The sequence below is a fragment of the Gloeotrichia echinulata CP02 genome (genome assembly GCA_038087035.1).
Classification (GTDB): Bacteria; Cyanobacteriota; Cyanobacteriia; order Cyanobacteriales; family Nostocaceae; genus Gloeotrichia; species Gloeotrichia echinulata.
The window spans coordinates 3,611,423-3,632,162 of the sequence record CP051187.1 but is presented as its reverse complement, the minus strand read 5'-3'; the positions used below and the strand labels follow the sequence as shown (position 1 = coordinate 3,632,162).

Sequence of the window (20,740 nt, the reverse complement as noted above, 5' to 3'; positions counted from 1 at the left end):
TACACTGAAAGTTTAGGGCATCTTTGGTGTCAGACTGAATTTCAATGTAATAATTCTCTGCAGAAATCCATCTGGGCAAAGCTCATGCGCGCAGAGCTGCTCAACCTCTTATGATGAAAATATCAGAGCAATATGAAGTCGCCAGATTTTCATCTTAAAACATGGGCAGTATTTGGGAACTCGATTTTTACTCCCGTCCGATTTTGGACGAAAAACAAAAAAAAGTTTGGGAAGTCTTGATTTGCGAGAGTCCTTTAGATATCCGCAGCGAGACTGATTCTCTGTTTCGCTATGCTAAATATTGCTCCAGTACCGAGGTAAATTCGGGTTGGTTGCGGACAGTATTACAGGAGGCGATTAATCAAGCGCCAGAAGCGCCAATCAAAATTCGCTTTTTTCGCCGCCAAATGAACAATATGATTATGAAAGCTTGCGAAGATGTGGGAATACCCGCCCAAGCTAGCCGCCGCACCTTAGTGCTGAATCAATGGCTAAAACAGCGGATGGAGGAAGTGTATCCTCTAGAACCAGGTTATCAAGGCGGAACTAATCCTTCAGTGCGTTTAGAAACACCCTTACCGCAACGCTTACCAGATGCTTTGGAAGGAAAGCAGTGGGTATTTGTCTCCTTAACGGCTGGAGATTTTGCAGAGATGCCAGAATGGGAAATTGGCTTTGGGGAAGCTTTCCCTCTAGAGGTGGCGCAGGTATCAAAAGAAACCATAATTCCTGGTGTTTTGATTTTCTCACCTAGGGCTTTACCTCTAGCAGGCTGGATGTCTGGTTTAGATTTGGCTTTCTTGAAATTTGACACAAGCATTGGGGAGAGATTGATTTTAGAAACTGGTGTGAATGAAAGCTGGATTTTGGCAAATATCAAAAACGCGCAAACCTTAGCAGAAGCCAAAGGGTTTGAAGACGCCAAGCAAAAAGCCAATGGAGTCCATTTCATTGGTGTACAGTCCGATCCTCAAGCAGAATCCTTTGCTGGGCTTTGGCTGCTACAAGAGGTCAATTTGCCATAAAGTGTTGGGGAACGGTCGAGAGTTGCTGATACAAGCCCAAGATTTGGGATAATTATCAGTGTCCATCTGGATTCATCGGCGGTTTAAAATTCTAACCGTCGATAGAGGGGGATGATTTTTGGATGATGATCAGCATCCATCAGCGTACATCTGTGGTTTAAAGTCCGCAATCCACAATTCAGCAACAGTCATGGATTCTGAAAATTACACGCAAGATACACTAGCAGAACAGCTGCTGGAACTAGCCATCAAATCGGGCGCCGAAGCAGCTGAAGTGTATCAGTCGCGATCGCTTTCTCGACCGGTGTTTTTTGAGGCTAACCGCCTCAAACAAATCGAAACCAGCCAATCTGAAGGTACCGCCCTGCGGTTGTGGCGAAACGGGCGCCCTGGACTGACGGTGGCTTATGGTTCTGTGCAAGCCCAAGCGATGGTAGAACGATCGCTAGCCTTGAGTCAACTCAATCCACCCGAACCATTAGAGTTAGGCAGTAATTTTCAGCCATTTTACCCAGATTTGGGAAAAAGTGTCCCCATAGAGGTTTTAATTAACTGGAGCAAAGAAGCGATCGCCATCATTCGCCAAGTCTATCCCGATGTACTTTGCAATGGTGACTGGGAATGTGATGTGGAAACCACCAGACTTGTCAACACTCAAGGTTTGGATTGCTACTACACTGACACTACCCTCAGCTGTTATATGTCAGCCGAATGGGTTCGAGGCGATGATTTTTTAAGTGTTGCTGATGGTCAAACCCAACGGGACAGCTTGCACCCTGATAAATTAGCTCACCAAATTTTACAACGGTTAATTTGGGCAAGAGAAAATGTCCCACCCCCTAACGGTCGCATCCCCATTTTGTTCACCTCTAAAGCTGCAGATATGCTATGGGGAACTGTCCAAGCGGCTTTAAATGGTAAGCATGTGCTAGAAAAATCTTCCCCCTGGGCAGAACGCTTAGGTAAACAAGTCATCGCCACCGATTTTACCCTTTATCAGGACCCCGAAGCAGGCCCTTACAGTTGCCCTTTTGATGATGAAGGCACCCCAACCAATTCTTTAGTATTTATCAAAAACGGTATTTTACAAAATTTTTATGGCGATCGCACTACTGGGCGTCAATTAGGTATTGGCACTACTGGTAATGGTTTTCGTCCTGATTTAGGCAGTTATCCCACCCCTGGTTTATTTAATTTCCTCATTCAGCCCAGTTCACCATCATTCCAAGATTTAATCGACGATATGCATCATGGCTTAATTGTAGACCAAATGCTTGGTGGTGCTAGCAGCATTTCTGGCGACTTTTCGATCAATGTTGACTTGGGCTACCGCGTGCAAAATGGTCAAGTCATTGGACGTGTTAAGGATACTATGGTGGCTGGTAACGTCTATACAGCCCTCAAACAATTGGTGAAATTAGGTGGCGATGCCGATTGGAATGGTTCTTGTTATACACCCTCTCTGATAGTAGAAGGACTATCCACCACGAGTAGAAATAATTAAGGGAGGGGAGTTAGGAGTAATGAGTAATGAGTAATGAGTAAGGAGTAAGGAGTAATGAGTAATGAGTAAGGAGTAATGAGTAATGAGTAAGGAGTAATGAGTAATGAGTAATGAGTAATGAGTAATGAGTAATGAGTTCTTGCGTAAGTCTTGATAACAAATAACAAATGACAAATGACAAATGACAAATGACAAATGACAAATGACAAATGACAAATGACAAATGACAAATAACAAATGACAAATGACAAATGACAAATGACAAATGACAAATGACAAAAAATTAAATTTGGCCTTTTTATGTCTCTGGCTATTCTGACTCAGCAATTTCGCAATTTATGGCAGCCTAGAAGAGGTTTAGCGATCGCCGAGGCTTGTATTATTGGTTTAGTTGCTGCCCTATCTGCCGTGTTCCTCAAGGTGGGTTCGGGATGGCTGGGGACATGGCGAGTCCATAGTACCCAAATTTTACCAGCATGGATTGCCCTACCACTTGTCGGTGTGAGTTTTGGATTTGCTGCGGGTTGGTTGGTGGAACGCTTTGCGCCCGAGGCTGCGGGTAGCGGTATTCCTCAAGTGAAAGCTACTCTTGCCAATGTGCCAATTACTTTATCTTGGCGTGTGGCTGGTGTGAAGTTATTAAGCGCTATTCTTACCCTCGGTTCGGGTATCACCCTCGGACGCCAAGGGCCTACAGTCCAAGTCGGCGCAGGTTTAGCAGCGGGGATGAGTCGTTGGGTTCCCACTTCCCCAGATCATCGACGACAGATGATCGCTGCTGGTGCCGGTGCGGGTTTGGCTGCTGCTTTTAATGCTCCCATCGCTGGTGTATTATTTATTGTAGAGGAGTTACTCCAAGATTTATCAGGACTCACCCTGGGAACTGCCATTATTGCCTCCTTCATTGGTGGCGTGATATCCAGGTTGTTGGGTGGTGGTAGTCTCGATCTTAACCTGGAATTGACCCGCTACTCTAGCCAATTCTCCCTCCCCGAAATTCCCATTTTCCTACTGTTGGGTGTCTTGGCGGGGTTACTGGGGGCGTTATTTCATCAGGGATTACTTTTTAGTATAAAAATTTATCGTCGATTGCACGTCAGCTTACCGCTGCGAGTGGCATTAGCTGGATTATTTTCGGGCTTAATCGTGGCAATGTTGCCAGAAAATTTCCGTGATAATACGGGATTAAGGGAGTATGTAATTACAGGTGAGGCAAATTCCTCCTTAGCGGCGATCGCCTTTGTGGCACAGTTCATTCTCACCTTGATAGCATTTGGTTCCGGTGCGCCTGGGGGGTTATTCGCTCCCAGTCTAATTTTGGGTTCTACCCTTGGTTACTTGGTTGGTGTAGGCGAATACCACCTTTTAGGACATGGTTCCCCCACTACCTATGCTTTAGCAGGCATGGGAGGATTTTTCAGTGCGGTTTCCAAAGTACCAATCACCGCAATTGTGATTGTATTTGAGATGACTACAGATTTCAATCTCGTGCTACCTTTGATGATGGTTTCTGTGACATCTTACCTGATTGCAGAAAAGGTAGTCCCTGGTTCACTCTATGAGAAATTGCTGCTATTAAATGGGATTACCCTCACCAAAAATCTACCTATAGATGGACTTTTGCGAAACTTAACGGCTAAAGATGTCATGCAACAACGGGTGGAAACTCTAGATGCAAACATGACCTTAGAAGAAGCAATACAAGCCTTCTCCCGTTCCCACCATCGCGGCTTTCCGGTGGTAGAAGATAGCAAATTGGTGGGAATTGTGACGCAATCAGATTTAATGAAAGTACGCGAACGGAATTTAGGAATGGATGGTGCTTTGCGGGAAGTCATGACCCCCAGTCCCATCACAGTCACACCCATTCACAACCTCAGCAATGTACTGTATTTACTGGATCGCTATCAAATCAGTCGCTTACCAGTTGTAGACGGACGAAAACTCATAGGAATCATTACCCGTGCAGATATAATTCGGGCAGAAGCCGACCATCTCAACTGCGAAAACAACACCCCAGGTCCGCAACCAGAGCCTTCTTATGTAGTTTACCAAACGCGAGCGCCCAACATTGGCAGAGGTCGATTATTGGTAACAGTAGCCAATCCCGAAACAGCAGCCACCTTATTAAAAATGGCCGCAGCAATTGCCCGCGATCGCCATTATGAAATAGAATGCGTCCAAGTTATGTTAGTTTCGCGCCACAGTTCCCCAGACGAAACCCAAGTCAGAACAGCCAAAAGTCGCCGCCTACTACGCCAAGCAGAAGTATTAGCCAAAAAATGGAAAATTCCCCTACATACACAGATTCGAGTCGCCCACGATGTCGCCCAAGCCATTTTAGAAACCATCAACGAGCGACACATCGATCTAATTTTAATGGGATGGAAAGGTAATACTTCCACCCCCGGTCGAATTTTTGGCAATGTTGTAGACACCATCATTCGCCAAGCCACCTGCGATGTCGTCCTCGTCAAACTAGCCAACACCCAGCATACCCCCCCTCCGCCCCTATCTCACTCACCTCCTATCCCACTCCCCCCCTATCCCACACCCCCCATCTCCCCATCACTGGACTTCAACCGCTGGCTAGTACCAATGGCTGGCGGTCCCAATGCGCGGATGGCGATTAAATTACTCCCCGCTTTAGTCACCTTGGGGAAAGACCCACAAATTCGCCTCACACAGGTGTTTAACCCATCTGAGTTAGAACCAGATATGACAGTTTTAGAACAAGCCATCCGCCAGCTAATGCGACGGCGTAACTTGTCTAGTACAGTATTTGCAGTTCCAGTCAAAGCTGAATCAGTCGCTGAAGGTGTAATTAACCTAGTAAAAACCGAAGGTTATGATGTAGTGGTTTTAGGCGCTTCCCGCGAAGGATTATTACAGCAGGCCATTCAAGGTAATATTCCCGAAGCGATCGCTTCTGGTGTGGATAGTACAGTAATTTTGGTGCGCGGCGCAATTAATTAAGTATGAAACCAAGCCGAAAAGCCTTGTTCATTACCCCAAACATAACGCCAAAACTACCGTGTCAAGTGGGTTTGAGATACGCTTACCCTGATTACCGTGCTTTTACTATATTTATTACTCATCATCAACTGCGTATAGCACTTCCTATTCAGATGAGGTACAAAATTGTATCACGCGATGTAGGGGCACGGCACTGCCGTGCCCTTACCGATGTACCTCACTAGGGCGAGAAACGCTATACACCAATGATGAACTTTTTCTCATGAATTATTTAAACCAGTTTCATGTAACAGTGTGACATTGATAACCGTAAACCGTGACAGAAACTTTAACCATCATGCTAAAATCAATTTCTGGTGTTGCAATTACATTGATCGGAATCAGCACTAATCTAATGTTCCCTTACTTGGCGATCGCGGAAGAAACTTCCTGCCAAGGAAATTTAGGTGCAATCACCGTTGATAATGTGAAAGTACCTCAAGGCAAAACTTGTACTCTCAATGGAACTATTGTTAAAGGAAGTATTGTTGTCGAACGAAAAGCAACCCTCAAGGCCATAGGTGCAACAGTAAATGGGAATATTCAAGCAGAGGGAGCAAGTCTAGTCGATGTAAATTCTAGTGCTACTGTGGGTGGAAGCATCCAGGTGAAGCAGGGTAGCGCTGCTAGTGTGGTTAGTACACGCATTACTGGAGATGTACAGTTCGAGTCAAATTCGGGAAGAATTGTTGCTAACCAAAACCAGATTGGTGGAAATTTACAAGCCTTTCAAAATACTGGAGGAGTGACGATTCAGCAAAATGGCATCAACGGTAATTTGCAATGTAAACAAAATGTTCCTAGTCCGACTGGTGGTAGCAATACCGTGCAAGGGAGTAAAGAAGATCAGTGTAAAAATTTATAGAAATTACTTTGATTTCTGACAACCTGATCGCGAAATATACATGTTTATTTGGGTAACAGCTTAACTCTCTGTGCCAAGGAGCGATCGCTCCTTGGTAAAATGATTGACGCTACCTTACAGCAATTTTCATTCATTTGAACCACAGATCTTCGTAGGGGCGCAAGGCCTTGCGCCCCAAAAGCGTGGTCTATTTACCTGAAAATGGCTGTAATGAGACTGACTAAGAAAGTTTGACTGACTCTGTATATACATAAATATCTGGAATTTAATTCATTACTTGAATTAACTTTATGTGGAATCACCGACGAATTAGAATTATATTAACATCTATTCGCTCAAGAATTTTTATTTATTATTTTCTTTTGTTATCTTTATTTTTACTTGTAACACTACCATTGATATTCAATTTTGTATTTGCTGCCATTGCTAATCGGGTTACTGAAGATCTTGGAGAAGAAGTAGAAATATTTGAGAAATTTCTGAAGAATGACAGGCTGATAAAATATAAATTAGCTCTCGGAAAGGAAGAAATAAAATATCCAAAAAATGTCGGACAACTGGCTAACTTGTTTAACCTTTATCTCTCACGACGCGTCCCAGAAGATGACACTTATCTCATTGGTGTCTTGAATGAAGATTTTTATGGAGCGAGTCCGGAAGCACTACCTAAGGTATTGCAGCCTGAATCATCATTCATGCAGTCTTTGATAAAAATAAGAACAGTCCAGGAAGGTATTAAACAACAACCTAATACCGACGATGGCAATATTTTATATATCGTTAAACCCATTCGCTTTCAAGAACAAATTATTGGACGGTTGATTATTGCCCATGCTGTACATGGAGAACAAGAGGAAGCTATTGATACCCTCAAAATAGTCTTTTGGGTAATGATAGGCGTCTTTATATTGTCTCTTTTTGTCACCTGGTTTGTGGCAGGAAAAGTCATTTCTCCTCTCAAGTCCATTATCTCTACAGCAATTCAAATCACTGAGAAAAACCTCAACCAGCGAATCGAGGTAAAAACAAGCGGAGAACTGGCTGAATTAAAAAATTCTTTCAACGCCATGATGAATCGGTTAGAAGCTGCTTTTGTCAGTCAACGACACTTTATCAATGATGTCAGTCATGAATTGAGAACACCGATCACGATCATTCGCGGACATTTGGAACTGATAGATATAGACCAGGCTTCTGGTATTGAACAGGAGACCATTGATTTGGTAATTGACGAGATTGACCGCATGAGTCGGCTGGTGGATGATCTGAGTTTGCTAGCAAAGTCTGAGCGTCCAGACTTTTTACTACTCGAAACCATTGATGCTGAATTCTTTTTAGATACACTTTCTGCTAAAATACAGGCTTTAGCCCATCGCAATTGGCAATTTCAGGGAAAACTAACAGGAACATTCGTGGGCGATCGCCAGCGCCTCACCCAAGCGGTGATGAATTTAGCCCAAAACGCTGTCCAACATACTCATGAATCTGACCGCATTACACTAGGTGCTTCTTTGTGTAATCGGGAGTTGAGAATATGGGTTGAGGATACCGGAGAAGGGATTGACCTGTGTGAGCAAGAACGAATTTTTGAGCGGTTTACTCGTGTCAAGAATAGTCATCGTCGTTCAGATGGTTCCGGGCTGGGATTATCGATTGTCCGAGGGATTGTAGAGGCTCACCGTGGCTTGATTCAACTCCAAAGTCAACCAGGAACCGGATCAACTTTTATGATTGTCATTCCCCTTAATCCACTTCAACAGTAATCAGTCGAAGATCAATGTCGCAAATTCTCATCGCCGAAGATGAACCCCGCATAGCATCCTTTATCGAAAAAGGTCTAAAAAGTCACGGCTTTATCACCACGGTCGCCAGTGATGCCCAAAAGACACTCTCATTAGGTCTAAGTGGTATGTTTGAACTCCTGATACTCGATTTAGGACTACCTGGTAAGGATGGCCTGGAAGTCTTGAAAGAACTGCGTGGACAAGGTGCAACTCTCCCCATCCTGATTTTGACTGCTCGTGATGACCTTCAGGATAAGGTATTGGGTTTAGAAATTGGTGCAGATGACTACATGACAAAACCCTTTCGATTTGAAGAGTTACTCGCCCGTATTCGCGCTCGCCTCAGAGTCTTCAGTCAAATTTCCACCTCAGAACAACATACCCTGAATGCTCAAAATATTGTCTTAGATCTGAGAACTAGAAAAGCGAAAGTCAATAATCAGTTGATTGAACTACCTTATCGTGAGTTTATCTTGGCGGAAACTTTTTTTCGCCATCCGGGACAGGTTCTCAGTCGCCAGCAACTGCTTGATCGAGTCTGGGGATATGATTACGATCCAGGGTCGAATATTGTCGATGTCTATGTTGGATATTTGCGAAAAAAATTGGGTAGTAACCTGATCGAAACTGTGCGGGGAGTAGGGTATCGCTTAAATCCATGATCGGAACACGAACGAACAAGTTCTGAACACGAACGAACGAGTTCTGAAGCTGAAAACTGGAGTTCTGAACCTCAATGGTGGAGATAATAAGCACAAACCATCATTAAAGTATGGCATTGCTGTGCCTCAACTCTTGTTCATTCTCCCAAATATATTGACGAATGAGTGGATTATTTTTTATTTTTCTTTCAAATTGTTGATTGAAGTTGTTATTATCTTAACGGAATCACGGAAGTCCCCACCTTCAACGAAGTAAGGTGGGGATGGACAGTGGACGATGACGAAAACATCTTGAGCCGACATCAACCGCCTGGTTGATTAGAGATCGGGATGGTTGAGGAATCGTCAATGTTTGTGAGACAATATTGATGGTCGTTGACCCACCCGAATGACTAAGAGGCCACCCTTGGGGTATAAAGTATGTACTCGGCAGAGCTCGGGGAAGCTGAAAACCTAGCTGGTTGACCATTGTCGTAAATCCAAGGCGAGTAAGACGAAAAGTAATCAAACTGTCTGCGGAAGGCGGATAGCTGCGCGGGTTCTCTCTTGAGAAGATAAAGGTAGAAATACCAGAGACGCTGTGTAAGACTTAGACCGGATTTGGTTCCGGGTACTCAGTAATGAGTACGCCCAACAGAGCAACGGCGAACGAGACGCGAAACGATGATGGTTGTTTCTTTTGAAGCTCCGGCTTCAGCGAAGCCAGCCGGAGTACTTCACTAATTCTGTCATTAACAGGACTCGGAAGCCTACACCACATTGCTTGCAATTGGTGTAGCAGTGTCACTTTGGAATATCTATCTATACTGAACTAAGGATAGTCCTAATGTCCCGTTTAGCACCGTATCAACCGTTTTGGCTGCGAATTCTTCATAGCGCCAGTGCAATTTTAGTGATTGGGGCAATTATTAGCGGATTTTTAGTTTACAACACCTTCGATGGACGATTTGGGAAGTTGACAATTCCTAAAATTCAAGATATTCAGGGTCTTCATGGTACTTTTGGACTATTTTTTTTACTGGTGCTACCAGCCTTAGCCCTCTATAGCTTTCATGCTGGACAAAAGCGTCTTCTCCAGCCTGATTTTTTGAAGCAACTGACCCAAGTTGGCAAACCAATTTGGTGGATTAGTCTGCAACGACTAGCAAACACTCTCATGCTAATTGCTTCGGTATTGGCTGTGATGTCTGGCAGAATGATGAAGGAAGAGTGGCTACCCATCGGCGAATTAGACCACATTTGGTACTACCTCCACCTGACTGCTTGGGTTGTGATGATTTGCTGTCTGGCAATACACCTATTGATGTCTATCAAGGTGGGTGGTACGCCCTTATTGCTTTCAATGTTATCATTCAAGTTTCGCCCAGAAGATAGCCCTGCTAGATGGTCTACTCGTGGTCGTGCTTGGTTGAGTAATTTCTCAGCTAATTTTAGTCAAGCAATGCACAATCATCTCTCCCTACGAATTATTGAGGTGATTGTGTTGGGTGGAATTGTGGCAGCTTTTATATTACCTGTTTTGTTCGCTGGTAATGAATAATCACAGACTTTAAATACGCTTGAGATTACTCCTTACTCCTTGAATGAGTAATGAGTAATGAGTAATGAGTAATGAGTAATGAGTAATGAAAGAATTATGGTTCTTGCGTAGATTTTATGGTAATTGAAGATTGATGACAACAAAACCTTTATGGGGTAAGCCTTCTAAACGATTATGTCCAATATTTTCAATGAAATACCGACACAATAAGGCTTTCAAAGATTTTGAACTGAGTTCTCCATAAAAAGTACCGAAGAACCAGAATTATTAATATATAAACAACTTCAATCAACAAGTTGAAAGAAAAATAAAAAATAATCCACTCCTTACTCCTTACTCATTACTCCTTACTCATTACTCCTTACTCCTTACTCCGGTAAGCCAGCAAACACCAGCGCCACCATATCCTTAGTCTTCGCTTCCAAACGCTCCCAATCGACTTCACCCAATTCATCGATTAAACTAGTATCAATATCAGCTGCGAGATTGTCGGTGGTGTAATCAAAAAAACATACTTGATAACACAGTTCCCATAAATCCACGCTGACATATTCCTCTTGACGCTGCAAACGCAGATGATATCCTGGATGGGGCATTGGCAGACCCGCAAGCGTCTCTCGAATGTCGTCTACTTCTTCTGGTGTTGCAGTAGACATGTCTTGCAACAGCCCAGTGACAATGGCTTTCGTTTCATCTGTAGTGTTAGCAGGCCAAATCAGTACATCATGGTAAGTTCCTGTCCAGGGGGATGCATCCAAGTGCTTGCGAATATTATCGACAACGCGAATGAAGGCAGGTTGCATGAGAAGTTCAGCCTGCTGCCATGCGACTGAGTTGGTTATTATAGGTGGCATTGCTAATCTACGGGGATATTGAAAGAAAAATTTAGGAACTGGGTTGATGAAAAAACTGTCTTTTATTCCAAATCTTTTCTCAAGATAGCGGATTTCATGGAGGAAAATTTGGAGATATTCATTACCATCTAAAAAAATTCGGTGTTAACACTGGGGAGAGTATATGATCGGCAAGTTACTAGACCATCGTTACCAAGTAATTAGAGTCCTTGCCACGGGGGGATTTGGTCAAACCTACATTGCCCAAGATACCAGGCGTCCAGGGAACCCCGTCTGCGTTGTCAAGCACCTCAAACCCGCTAGTTCCGACCCCAGAGTTTTTGACACGGCTAAACGTCTATTCCAGAGTGAAGCCGAAACTTTAGAACATCTGGGTAATCACGACCAGATACCGAGGCTGCTGGCTTATTTTGACGAAAACCAAGAATTCTATTTAGTCCAAGAATTTATTGCAGGCCCTACCCTGGGTGAGGAACTTGTACCAGGTCAACCCTGGGGTGAAAGCCAAGTCCTGCAATTGTTACAGGAAGTGTTGGAGATTCTCGAATTTGTCCATAGTCAAGGGGTGATTCACCGCGACATCAAGCCGGATAATATCATCCGTCGCACTGCTGACAATAAATTCGTTTTAGTAGATTTTGGCGCCGTTAAACAACTGCGAACACAGTTAGTTTCATCTGGGGGACAACCTACAGCCACGGTAGTTATTGGCACTCCCGGTTATATGCCTACGGAACAAGGACAAGGTAAACCCCGCCCCAACAGTGATATTTATTCCCTAGGGATCATTGCTATTCAAGCCCTGACGGGAGTACCTGCAGCACAATTAGAAGAAGACCCCGATACAGGAGAAATCCTCTGGGAGCATTTATTACCAGGAAACTCGCGGTTAGCTGCAGTCTTGAGTAAGATGGTGCGTTATCACTTCAAAGACCGCTACCAAACAGCCACAGAAGCACTGCGAGCCTCTGTGGAGGCGATGAATCTTGTTGCAGTATCATCTTTTTCGCCAGCATCCCCCAAGGTCAAAAATACCAACTACCAACCAGTTAAATCCCCATCTCAATTATCTCCACAGAAAACCATTGCTGTTGCACCGGCAAATCCCGCCATTACTAAACCTGGTCGTCAAGACTCTAGCAGACCCGACCCATTACCCCTATTAGTGGGAATATTATTAGCAGGTGGTGCGGCGGCTTTGGTGACAAATTTCTATCCAAATGTGCAAAATGTGGTTGCTAATATTACGGGTGAAGATCTGTCTGCAAAAAGCAAATGTTTAGCCGTTGTCGTTGGTAATTCTAATATCCGTTCTCAACCGATTTCAATTAATTCTGATAATATTGTCCAAACTGTGGGTGATGATACCAAATTTGAGGTGACAGGTAAGCGGACAAAAGGGGGTTGGGTAGAACTAAAACGTAAATCTAAAAGTTTGGCTTGGGCGCACTCAGATGTCATCACTAATAATGAAGAAGTAGTTTCTTGTTTGCGAGACAAAGGCATTGCAATTAAGATAGTAGATGATAGTAGTTTGATTGCGACTCGACCACTAACGAAAGTAAAACCAAAATCTGGCGATGTCGTCACACCAGCGCCAGAAAAACCAAATCCATTCAATACACCAGCGCCAGAAAAACCAAATCCATTCAATTTCAATCCCTTTACTTCCGATTCGGAAAAATCAAAGCCTGATGAAAATAAGGACAAGACCTTAGAAGCAGCGAAAAAGAAGTATGAATCGGGAGATTTACAAGGTGCGATCGCCCTGCTAAAATCAATTTCAGGAAATGCTGCATCTAGTTTCCAAGAAACAGCCACAACAATTGCCCAGTGGCAACAAGATTGGGCTAAAGCAGATGCTCTATTTAATGATATAAGTACTGCAGTTGAACAAGGGCAATGGGATAAAGTTTTAGATTATCAAAAACATCCTGAAAAGTTGCCGAATATTCAATATTGGCAAAAAAAATTAGAACCTTTGTTTGCACAAGCAGCCGAAAATCTAGCCAAACAAGCACTCCCTAACTTAGACAACCAAGATCATCCTCAACCCAAACTTCCTCATAGAGAGAAAATCAAGACTGAAGATACTCCCAACAGCACAGAAAATCCTGCAAAAAATTAATAATTTTTGTGAAGATATGAGAAGATATAGGAATACTATGTAAAATATAGGTAGGGTGGGCATTAGTCTGTCAATTTTGTTTTGAGGGATTTTTGGTAGTGTGAGCGTCTCGCTCACGCGGGCAAGATGCCCGCACTACAGTCCATCATTTTTATCTTGACAGAGTAGTGTGAGCGTCTCGCTCACGCGGGCAAGATGCCCGCACTACAGTCCATCATTTTTATCTTGACAGAGTAGTGTGAGCGTCTCGCTCACGCGGGCAAGATGCCCGCACTACAGTCCATCATTTTTATCTTGACAGAGTAGTGTGAGCGTCTCGCTCACGCGGGCAAGATGCCCGCACTACAGTCCATCATTTTTATCTTGACAGAGTATTGCCCACCCTATTAGAGATATTTATAGCGATTTTCCCAAGCATAAATCACACGGATAGGGGCACAACATTATTGTTGTGCCCTTAACTGGATGTATACTCTCACGCCTATTTTGCCTAACGACTACTATTAACGCATTTCGTCGTATTCTGGGGTTTCCATTCGTCTTGTTTCTGAGCGAGGGGGTAAAAACTCAGCACGACGTACAGGAACCAACGGAGGTGTTGCACCTTGATAGGGGTGAATCACCTGTACAGTACGAGTAGTACGCTGCTTGGGTGAAAACAAAGCCAATAGACCAGCAACGACAACGCCACCACCAACAGTCAGAGTCACACCTCCCACTAACCAGAGAATTGGGGAAGACCACCAGCCATTTTGCGGCTGTAAAGCTGCTTTTTGGTTACTCTGTTGGGTGAGTAGCTGGTTCTGTTGATTTTGTTGAAATTGCCACTGTAATTGTTGGTTTGCTGCCCTCAACTGTTCATTATCGCTTTTTAAGCGATCCATCTGCCCCTTAAGCGATTCCAATTCCACACGCTGTTCAGTATTGGGACTAGTGGGCGGCACATATGGTGGTATTGCTTGGCCATATGGATAGGGTGGTTGTGGTTGAATATACGGCTGTTGCACTACAGAGGGCATTTGCGGTGCCACTGCGAAGTTAGGCTGTATAGGATTACCTGTCCCCTTAAGTAATACGAGAGCCGCCAGTCCAGCAACCGCGACTCCGCCGATAAATGCCATACTCTCACTCATCGCCTGTGCCCCTCAATTGCGACGTAACTATTATCATTTGTGACTGACTCACTCTCACACTCATAATGTTAATGTCTCGCCTACTTAACTCCAGATAATACTCAAACTATAAGCAATTGTATCAGCTAGTTTTTTTACAGCCTGATATGTGCTGATAATATTCAAGGCCATATTTGTTAAATTGTCTACTAAGCACGGGCAAAAAAACTGCGCTGTTATACTTTTTAATCTACTTTCCCAGTTTTATCAACAGGAGTATTTGTACTATTGTCGTTGGTTTTGATCGCCGCCTTGAGACTTTGACAAAATTCAGCGATCGCACTTAGCCCTTGCTCTGGAGTCCCTTGTGCCAAACGGTTGACAAAAGCGCTCCCCACTATCGCTGCATCCGCTCCCCATTCTCGCACCTGACGGGCTTGAGATACGCCAGAAATGCCAAAACCAACTCCAATAGGCTTTTGAGTCACCGCACGAATTTGCTTGAGTAAATCAGAAACTCGCATTTCGATTTGCGATCGCATCCCCGTTACCCCCGTCACACTTACCAAATAGATAAATCCCTCGGAGGAGCGAGCGATCGCTTCTATACGTTCGGCAGAACTTGTAGGCGCCACTAACAAGGTTAAATCAATACCCCTATCTTTGGCTGGGTGGAGTAACCCCGCAGCCTCTTCTAAGGGCAAATCAGGAACTACCAAACCCGCTACCCCTGCAGCCGCAATTTGCGCCAGAAACTTATCTATCCCCCGGTGCAAAATTGGGTTGTAATAGGTAAACAGGATGATAGGCGATCGCAAGCTAGGTGTGGTTGCTTGCAGCATTTCCAGGACTTGATCCAATGTTGTTCCCCGTTCCAAGGCGCGGGTAGCAGCAGCTTGAATCACAGGACCATCTGCTAAAGGATCGGAGTAGGGTACACCCAGTTCAATTATGTCGGCTCCATTGCGATCGAGAACTTGCAGAGCCGCTGCTGTTGTTTCTAAATTTGGATCACCAGCAGTAATAAACGGAATTAGAGCGCACTCGCGATTCCGTCCCAAGGTTTCAAAGCAATCAGAAATGGCAGTCATTACTTACAAGCTTAGTGTCAAGTGTCAAGAGTCAAAATCTGGACTTTGGACGTTTGACTCTTGACTTACCAATGATCACTTTACAGGTATTAGAGCAGAAAGCCCACCAATAACACCCTGAAAATCCAAAAAATTTTCAGGGTGTTATGTCCTTCAGGGGTGGGGACGGGCAGTTTCCTCAAGTCGGGAAACCCGCCCACGGAACTGCCCTCATGAATGCGTTCGCGGAGCGTCTGTCTCCGACACGCTACGCGAACGAAGAGAAGCACCTTTAGGTGCAGTCAAGTTTTAAGCTATCAATCCACTCTTCAATGAGAGAAGTTATCGTCCTTTCTTTTTGGGATGCATATAAGTAAAGCTTATTTTTTCTCTTGTCTGATATCCGAATTGTCAATGTTTTTGTTTTCATGAAGCACATACATTGTTGGTGCATTCATGTTATCATAAATTTCACATCAAGAGGTCGAACGATGTTAGTCTTAGAAGCTAAGTTAAAAGGTAAACCAAGTCAGTACAATTTAATAGATGAAGCTATTAGAACTGCTTTGTTTATCCGTAACAAAGCTCTAAGACATTGGATGGATAATCAGGGCGTCGGTAAGAATGACCTTCAAAAGCTTTGTGCTGTTTTAGCCAAAGAGTTTGATTTTGCTGACAATCTTAACTCTATGGCTCGACAAGCGTCTGCTGATAGAGCATGGCTTGCAATTAAACGTTTTTATGACAATTGCAAAGCCAAGAAGCCAGGTAAAAAAGGATTCCCTAGATTTAAAAACCGGGGTCATTCTGTAGAGTACAAAACATCAGGGTGGCAGCTTTCTACTGATAGAAAATACATCACCTTCAGCGATGGTTTTAATATTGGTAAATTAAAGCTTGTTGGCACTCGTGACCTAAGTTTCTACTCTATCCAACAAATTAAACGTGTCAGAATAGTTAAACGCGCTGATGGTTATTATTGTCAATTCTGTGTTGATGTTGAGCGCAAGGAACAGCATCAGCATAGTGGAAATCAAGTAGGAATAGATTTAGGTTTAGAGTTTTTTTACACTGATTCTGACGGTAATACCATAGAGAATCCTAGAGTATTGCGAAAGTCTGAGAAGGCTTTAAAGCGCAAACAAAGGAAGGTTTCTAAATCTAAAAAAGGTTCATCTAATCGCCGTAAAGCTGTTAAGAAGTTAGCTAAAAAACACCTCAAGGTAAGTAGACAGCGTAAAGATTTTGCAGTTAAGACTGCAAGAGCGCTTGTCCAATCTAGCGATTTGGTAGTCTATGAGGACTTGCAGGTGAAGAACATGGTTAAAAACCATCATTTAGCTAAATCTATTAGCGATGCATCCTGGTCATTGTTCACTGATTGGGTGGACTACTACGCCAAAGTTTTTGACACTTGGGCGGTCGCAGTTGCACCTCACTACACCTCACAAGATTGTTCTGTTTGTGGGACGCGAGTTAAAAAATCATTGTCTACTCGTACCCACAAATGTCATTCTTGCGGGACAATTCTGCACCGTGACCACAATGCAGCGATTATGATTTTGAACAAAGGACTTAAAAGTACTGTGGGGCGCACAGAATCTAAAGCTCCTGGACAGAACAGCCTCTATCTAGGTGGGGAAACTCCTCTAGACAAGCTGACTGGGTGAAAGGAGAATCCCACCCCAACAAGAGGGGTGGGAGCGTCAAAGCTGACTTTGTTCTTCTTGTGCAATTTCAGCTTGAATTTTTGCTAATTCTTCATCCGTGAGTTCAGCCAGGCGCTTTGACAAAAACGCTTGTTCATACTCTTCTCGTTGTTGATGGTAGGTCATTTTCTGCCCCACCGCACGGAACATATAGGTAACTAACCAGCCAACCAAACCACTGACTAGCAAGACTTGGCTCCATATACCAGCTTTAACTGCATCTAAACCTACTAGCTGCAATAGAGCATATCCTAAGCCGCCAGCAACAAAAATCCCAAAGCTAATTCCAATAGCGTCAATCCGTCGCATGAGTATTCTGACCAACCAAAAATATGGGATACAAGCCCCGTCCACAACGACCGTGAAACTACAATCCCCGTACCTTCCGGTCGGGGAGTGTCAACGACAAATCTCGTTAAACAATTTGGCGCCGCTGGGGTCGAATATTGACAAACGGCGATAGAACTAACAAACCAGGAAAGAAGAAGAACACGAGAAAGTACATGAAGGTGCGCTCCACAGAGCTAACCACATACCACCGTTGCTTCAGGTAAAACAACACAGCCACGGGAATGACTAACAAATAAGCTCCAGCCAAAATCAGATACAGTAGCGCTACAATCATAATTCTTTCACTAACAAAACCATTGGGTGCATCTGTTTTCCATCATAAGCTGAATGCCTAGACTCAGTTAAAACCTTAGCTAAATTGAATGCCAAGCCAAGCCTTTGACATACTCCCCAGGTATGTGAACATCCAAAATTGGCAAATAGTCCAGCTTGGACTGGATAAAAGCTGAAATTATGGTATGATAGAAAGATAAGCTTCTAGTTAAACCAGTTTGGGCATAACCATCCTGGTGGCGAGAAGACTTTTCTCATTCCAACTCTAGGAAACGCTCGCGGAATCGATATTGTTGCTCTGGCGATAAATCTTTCCTGTGCCCACCAAAAAACCAAAATTGCCCCTTGTAGACAAGATTTTTAAAATAAATTTTAAAATTAGTTGTACAAATGACGCAATTGATGTTGGAATAGATAGAGAGGTATTTACTGCCTCTAAAAAATAAGTGGCTCCTAAGCATATTAGGGGGTGTGGCGGAATGGTAGACGCTACGGACTTAGAAAACTGAGCCTTGATAGAGAAATTTATCAAGTGGAAGCTCTCAAACTCAGGGAAACCTAAATCTGGTGACAGACATGGCAATCCTGAGCCAAGCCGAAGCCAGTAATGAGTGTTAAGGATTGAGTAGTGAGTAAATTTAAAACTCCTAACTCCGAACTTCTAACTCATAACTATTCGGAAGGTGCAGAGACCCGACGGGAGCTACCCTAACGTTAAGTCGAGGGTAAAGGGAGAGTCCAATTCTTAAAGCCTGTACTTGCTATAGTAATCAGGCAGCAGTGAAAGCTGCAGAAGAATGAAAATCCGTTGATCTTAAACGGTCGTGTGGGTTCAAGTCCCTCCACCCCCACTAAAAAATTCAAAATCTCTTGATGCCAAATCCAAACCTTGTTTTTGGGAATGTCCGGCATGTGGGGAGAATCAGCTGTGTTTCCTTAAGTAAATTCGGGACTTGCTGATTGATGGGATGGTTTTTATTATTCCTCCCCAAGCTCACCAAGAGGGTCATGAAATTTGTTGATGATGTCGATTGACACTCTCAGTGTGTTTAGACCTGAGAGTGTCAATCTAGAATTTTATTGATGCCATCGAGAAAAACTTGAAAACTACGAGATTTATTTTCAGTTAAGGATAAATAGGGCGCGATCGCTTTGGAGTGAGTACCGGGGTAATATTCTGGAACTAACTTTCTGAGTTCTTCTTTCGCGGAGTTGAGTCGATCTGGATAGCGAAACTTGTTTTGATATTGTTTTTTATTCAGACTTTGAGGCTTTAGTCCATAAGCTTTTTCGATAGCGGTGAGATCTCCGAGAAACCAAGATTCTAATTCACGGCAAATAATGCGGATCATTGCCTCTGGTTTCCCTGCTTCTTGGCAAAGTTGCAATAGATCTGCTTTCAGCTTTTTGCAGTCATGGGAATCTTGATCGTGAACGATTATAAATTTTGTGTCAGGCTTAAAGTTAAAGGCTTTGATCTTCTTAGGAATCGATTTGGTAAGATCTTGTTTACCTTGATGGGCGATACAAATATAGCTAATATACTCAGGAATTAATTTTGGAAGAATAGTCTCTAGTACAGTTTTCATAGAAGGTTCTTCTAGCAAAAAAATCAGGTCATAGCTCATCAGGGGGCGACTCCTTCAAACCAGCCTTGATTCCAGAGATATCCAGGTAAATCTCCTGCTTTCACTAAGTTGTTGAGGGTTTCATTATCGCTGGCTCGAAACATTTTAGTAATTCCTTGTTCTTTTGTCAACCAGAAAATACTTTCTAGGGGAACAGCATTAAGAAAGTCAGGAGAATGGGTAGACACAAAGACTTGTCCGCCTCTGTGGGCATAACTAGCAAATTCTTCAGCAAGTTCGTGAAGTAAACTAGGATAAAGTTGGTTTTCGGGTTCTTCGACGCATAGTAAAGGATGGGGTTGAGGATCGAAGAGCAGAATTAAATAGGCAAACATTTTCATTGTGCCATCAGAAACATAGCGATCAATGAAGGGATCTTTAAAAGCTTGGTCTTGAAATTTGAGAATTAGTCTACCGTCTTCTGTTTCTTTTGCTTCTACTTGAGAAATACCGGGGACTCTTTCTTTCATTTTGTTGAGAATAGCTTGAAAAATGTCAGAATGGTATTGATAAATATATTGAGCAACCACTGCCATATTATCGCCTGTAGGAGTAAGATGTTCGGCATAGGATACATCTTTGCTACCTCTGGCATCGCTGATATGGAAATCGGAAACATGCCAATTTTCAATTAGTGAACGAAAGGCACTAGCGGCTTTGAAGCGTTGAAATTGCCCCAGTCCTTTAATTGCTAAGATATCGCTAGATTCGAGTTGTTGTTCTTCGCGTTCTAATTCTTCGTCAGTTTGTTCAAAATTTTCTTCGTTAGTGATCGCATAACCTTTACCTTGCTGAAAGTCTAAAAAGTGGTATGGGGAACCGTATTCCCCACGCTTGTAGCGTAGTATTTCTCTTTTTACTACGGGTCGTCCTTTTTCTTCTTTTCCAACAATTAAAATATAAGTGACGAGGCGCTCTGTCTCCAGAATTTTCATGCGGAATTTTAGTTCTATTTCGATATCTTCTTGTTCTTTGCCTCTAGTGACGACTTCATTAAATCCACCTCGGATTTGAAGGGCTTGACGAATATTATTTTTTAGGGCATCACGGAGAAAACCAAAAATATCGAATAGGGTAGATTTACCTGTACCATTGGCTCCGATGATAACGCAAAATGGTGGAATTTCTTTGATTTCTAGAGATTCAAAGGCTCGATAATTTTTAATTTTTATAGAAACAATTTTCATAACTAAATTTACCTTAAAAAGAAAGAATACTAC

General features: G+C 43.2%; 17 protein-coding genes. 9 read left to right on the top strand and 8 right to left on the bottom strand.

Annotated elements, in window-relative coordinates:
• The first annotated feature begins 161 nt into the window (after nucleotides 1-161).
• Nucleotides 162-1,025, top strand: coding sequence for a Tab2/Atab2 family RNA-binding protein (locus HEQ19_15935; GenBank protein ID WYM00777.1), 864 nt, complete (start codon nucleotides 162-164; stop codon nucleotides 1,023-1,025).
• Nucleotides 1,026-1,215: 190 nt separating this feature from the next.
• The gene (locus HEQ19_15930) at nucleotides 1,216-2,529 is read left to right on the top strand and encodes a TldD/PmbA family protein (protein WYM00776.1); all 1,314 of its coding nucleotides are present in this window, start codon (nucleotides 1,216-1,218) and stop codon (nucleotides 2,527-2,529) included.
• Here HEQ19_15930 and HEQ19_31080 read toward each other — a convergent pair.
• Complete coding sequence (locus HEQ19_31080; protein WZI66925.1) at nucleotides 2,503-2,808, bottom strand: hypothetical protein; 306 nt, start codon at nucleotides 2,806-2,808, stop codon at nucleotides 2,503-2,505. The genes HEQ19_15930 and HEQ19_31080 overlap by 27 nt on opposite strands.
• A gap of 21 nt (nucleotides 2,809-2,829) precedes the next feature.
• On the opposite strand from HEQ19_31080, the gene HEQ19_15920 reads away from it, so the two are divergent.
• The 5 genes from HEQ19_15920 (at nucleotide 2,830) to HEQ19_15900 (ending at nucleotide 10,395) form a co-directional block, all read left to right on the top strand.
• Complete coding sequence (locus tag HEQ19_15920; GenBank protein ID WYM00775.1) at nucleotides 2,830-5,505, top strand: chloride channel protein; 2,676 nt, start codon at nucleotides 2,830-2,832, stop codon at nucleotides 5,503-5,505.
• A 316-nt stretch (nucleotides 5,506-5,821) separates the two neighbouring features.
• The gene (locus tag HEQ19_15915) at nucleotides 5,822-6,409 is read left to right on the top strand and encodes a hypothetical protein (GenBank protein ID WYM03443.2); all 588 of its coding nucleotides are present in this window, start codon (nucleotides 5,822-5,824) and stop codon (nucleotides 6,407-6,409) included.
• 290 nt (nucleotides 6,410-6,699) lie between these two features.
• A complete protein-coding gene (locus HEQ19_15910; protein ID WYM00774.1) occupies nucleotides 6,700-8,172 on the top strand; it encodes a HAMP domain-containing sensor histidine kinase in 1,473 nt (490 codons plus the stop codon).
• Between the two features lie 14 nt (nucleotides 8,173-8,186).
• Entirely contained in the window at nucleotides 8,187-8,855 is a 669-nt protein-coding gene (locus HEQ19_15905; GenBank protein ID WYM00773.1) for a response regulator transcription factor, read from the top strand.
• 826 nt (nucleotides 8,856-9,681) lie between these two features.
• Nucleotides 9,682-10,395: a cytochrome b/b6 domain-containing protein gene (locus HEQ19_15900; GenBank protein WYM00772.1), complete on the top strand. Its 714-nt coding sequence runs from the start codon at nucleotides 9,682-9,684 to the stop codon at nucleotides 10,393-10,395.
• A gap of 368 nt (nucleotides 10,396-10,763) precedes the next feature.
• Here the strand turns inward: HEQ19_15900 and HEQ19_15895 are convergent, their stop codons facing one another.
• Nucleotides 10,764-11,249, bottom strand: coding sequence for a hypothetical protein (locus tag HEQ19_15895; protein ID WYM00771.1), 486 nt, complete (start codon nucleotides 11,247-11,249; stop codon nucleotides 10,764-10,766).
• A 163-nt stretch (nucleotides 11,250-11,412) separates the two neighbouring features.
• Between HEQ19_15895 and HEQ19_15890 the strand changes: the two genes are divergently transcribed.
• The gene (locus HEQ19_15890) at nucleotides 11,413-13,377 is read left to right on the top strand and encodes a protein kinase (GenBank protein ID WYM00770.1); all 1,965 of its coding nucleotides are present in this window, start codon (nucleotides 11,413-11,415) and stop codon (nucleotides 13,375-13,377) included.
• Between the two features lie 503 nt (nucleotides 13,378-13,880).
• Here HEQ19_15890 and HEQ19_15885 read toward each other — a convergent pair.
• Both HEQ19_15885 and trpA read right to left on the bottom strand, forming a co-directional pair.
• Nucleotides 13,881-14,510 carry a heterocyst differentiation related protein gene (locus tag HEQ19_15885; GenBank protein WYM00769.1) on the bottom strand — a complete coding sequence of 210 codons (630 nt, stop codon included), beginning with the start codon at nucleotides 14,508-14,510 and terminating at the stop codon, nucleotides 13,881-13,883.
• 224 nt (nucleotides 14,511-14,734) lie between these two features.
• Nucleotides 14,735-15,580 carry a tryptophan synthase subunit alpha gene (trpA, locus tag HEQ19_15880; GenBank protein ID WYM00768.1) on the bottom strand — a complete coding sequence of 282 codons (846 nt, stop codon included), beginning with the start codon at nucleotides 15,578-15,580 and terminating at the stop codon, nucleotides 14,735-14,737.
• A gap of 470 nt (nucleotides 15,581-16,050) precedes the next feature.
• Between trpA and HEQ19_15875 the strand changes: the two genes are divergently transcribed.
• On the top strand, nucleotides 16,051-17,229 hold the full coding sequence (locus HEQ19_15875; protein WYM00767.1) for a transposase: 1,179 nt from the start codon (nucleotides 16,051-16,053) through the stop codon (nucleotides 17,227-17,229).
• 36 nt (nucleotides 17,230-17,265) lie between these two features.
• Here the strand turns inward: HEQ19_15875 and HEQ19_15870 are convergent, their stop codons facing one another.
• The 4 genes from HEQ19_15870 to HEQ19_15855 all read right to left on the bottom strand — a co-directional run bounded on the left by HEQ19_15870 (nucleotide 17,266) and on the right by HEQ19_15855 (nucleotide 20,707).
• Nucleotides 17,266-17,577 carry a DUF3007 family protein gene (locus HEQ19_15870; GenBank protein ID WYM00766.1) on the bottom strand — a complete coding sequence of 104 codons (312 nt, stop codon included), beginning with the start codon at nucleotides 17,575-17,577 and terminating at the stop codon, nucleotides 17,266-17,268.
• Between the two features lie 106 nt (nucleotides 17,578-17,683).
• The gene (gene ndhL / locus HEQ19_15865; GenBank protein ID WYM00765.1) at nucleotides 17,684-17,893 is read right to left on the bottom strand and encodes an NAD(P)H-quinone oxidoreductase subunit L; all 210 of its coding nucleotides are present in this window, start codon (nucleotides 17,891-17,893) and stop codon (nucleotides 17,684-17,686) included.
• Between the two features lie 1,063 nt (nucleotides 17,894-18,956).
• The gene (locus HEQ19_15860; GenBank protein WYM00764.2) at nucleotides 18,957-19,481 is read right to left on the bottom strand and encodes a DUF4276 family protein; all 525 of its coding nucleotides are present in this window, start codon (nucleotides 19,479-19,481) and stop codon (nucleotides 18,957-18,959) included.
• 38 nt (nucleotides 19,482-19,519) lie between these two features.
• Nucleotides 19,520-20,707 carry an AAA family ATPase gene (locus HEQ19_15855; GenBank protein ID WYM00763.1) on the bottom strand — a complete coding sequence of 396 codons (1,188 nt, stop codon included), beginning with the start codon at nucleotides 20,705-20,707 and terminating at the stop codon, nucleotides 19,520-19,522.
• Nucleotides 20,708-20,740: the final 33 nt, after the last annotated feature.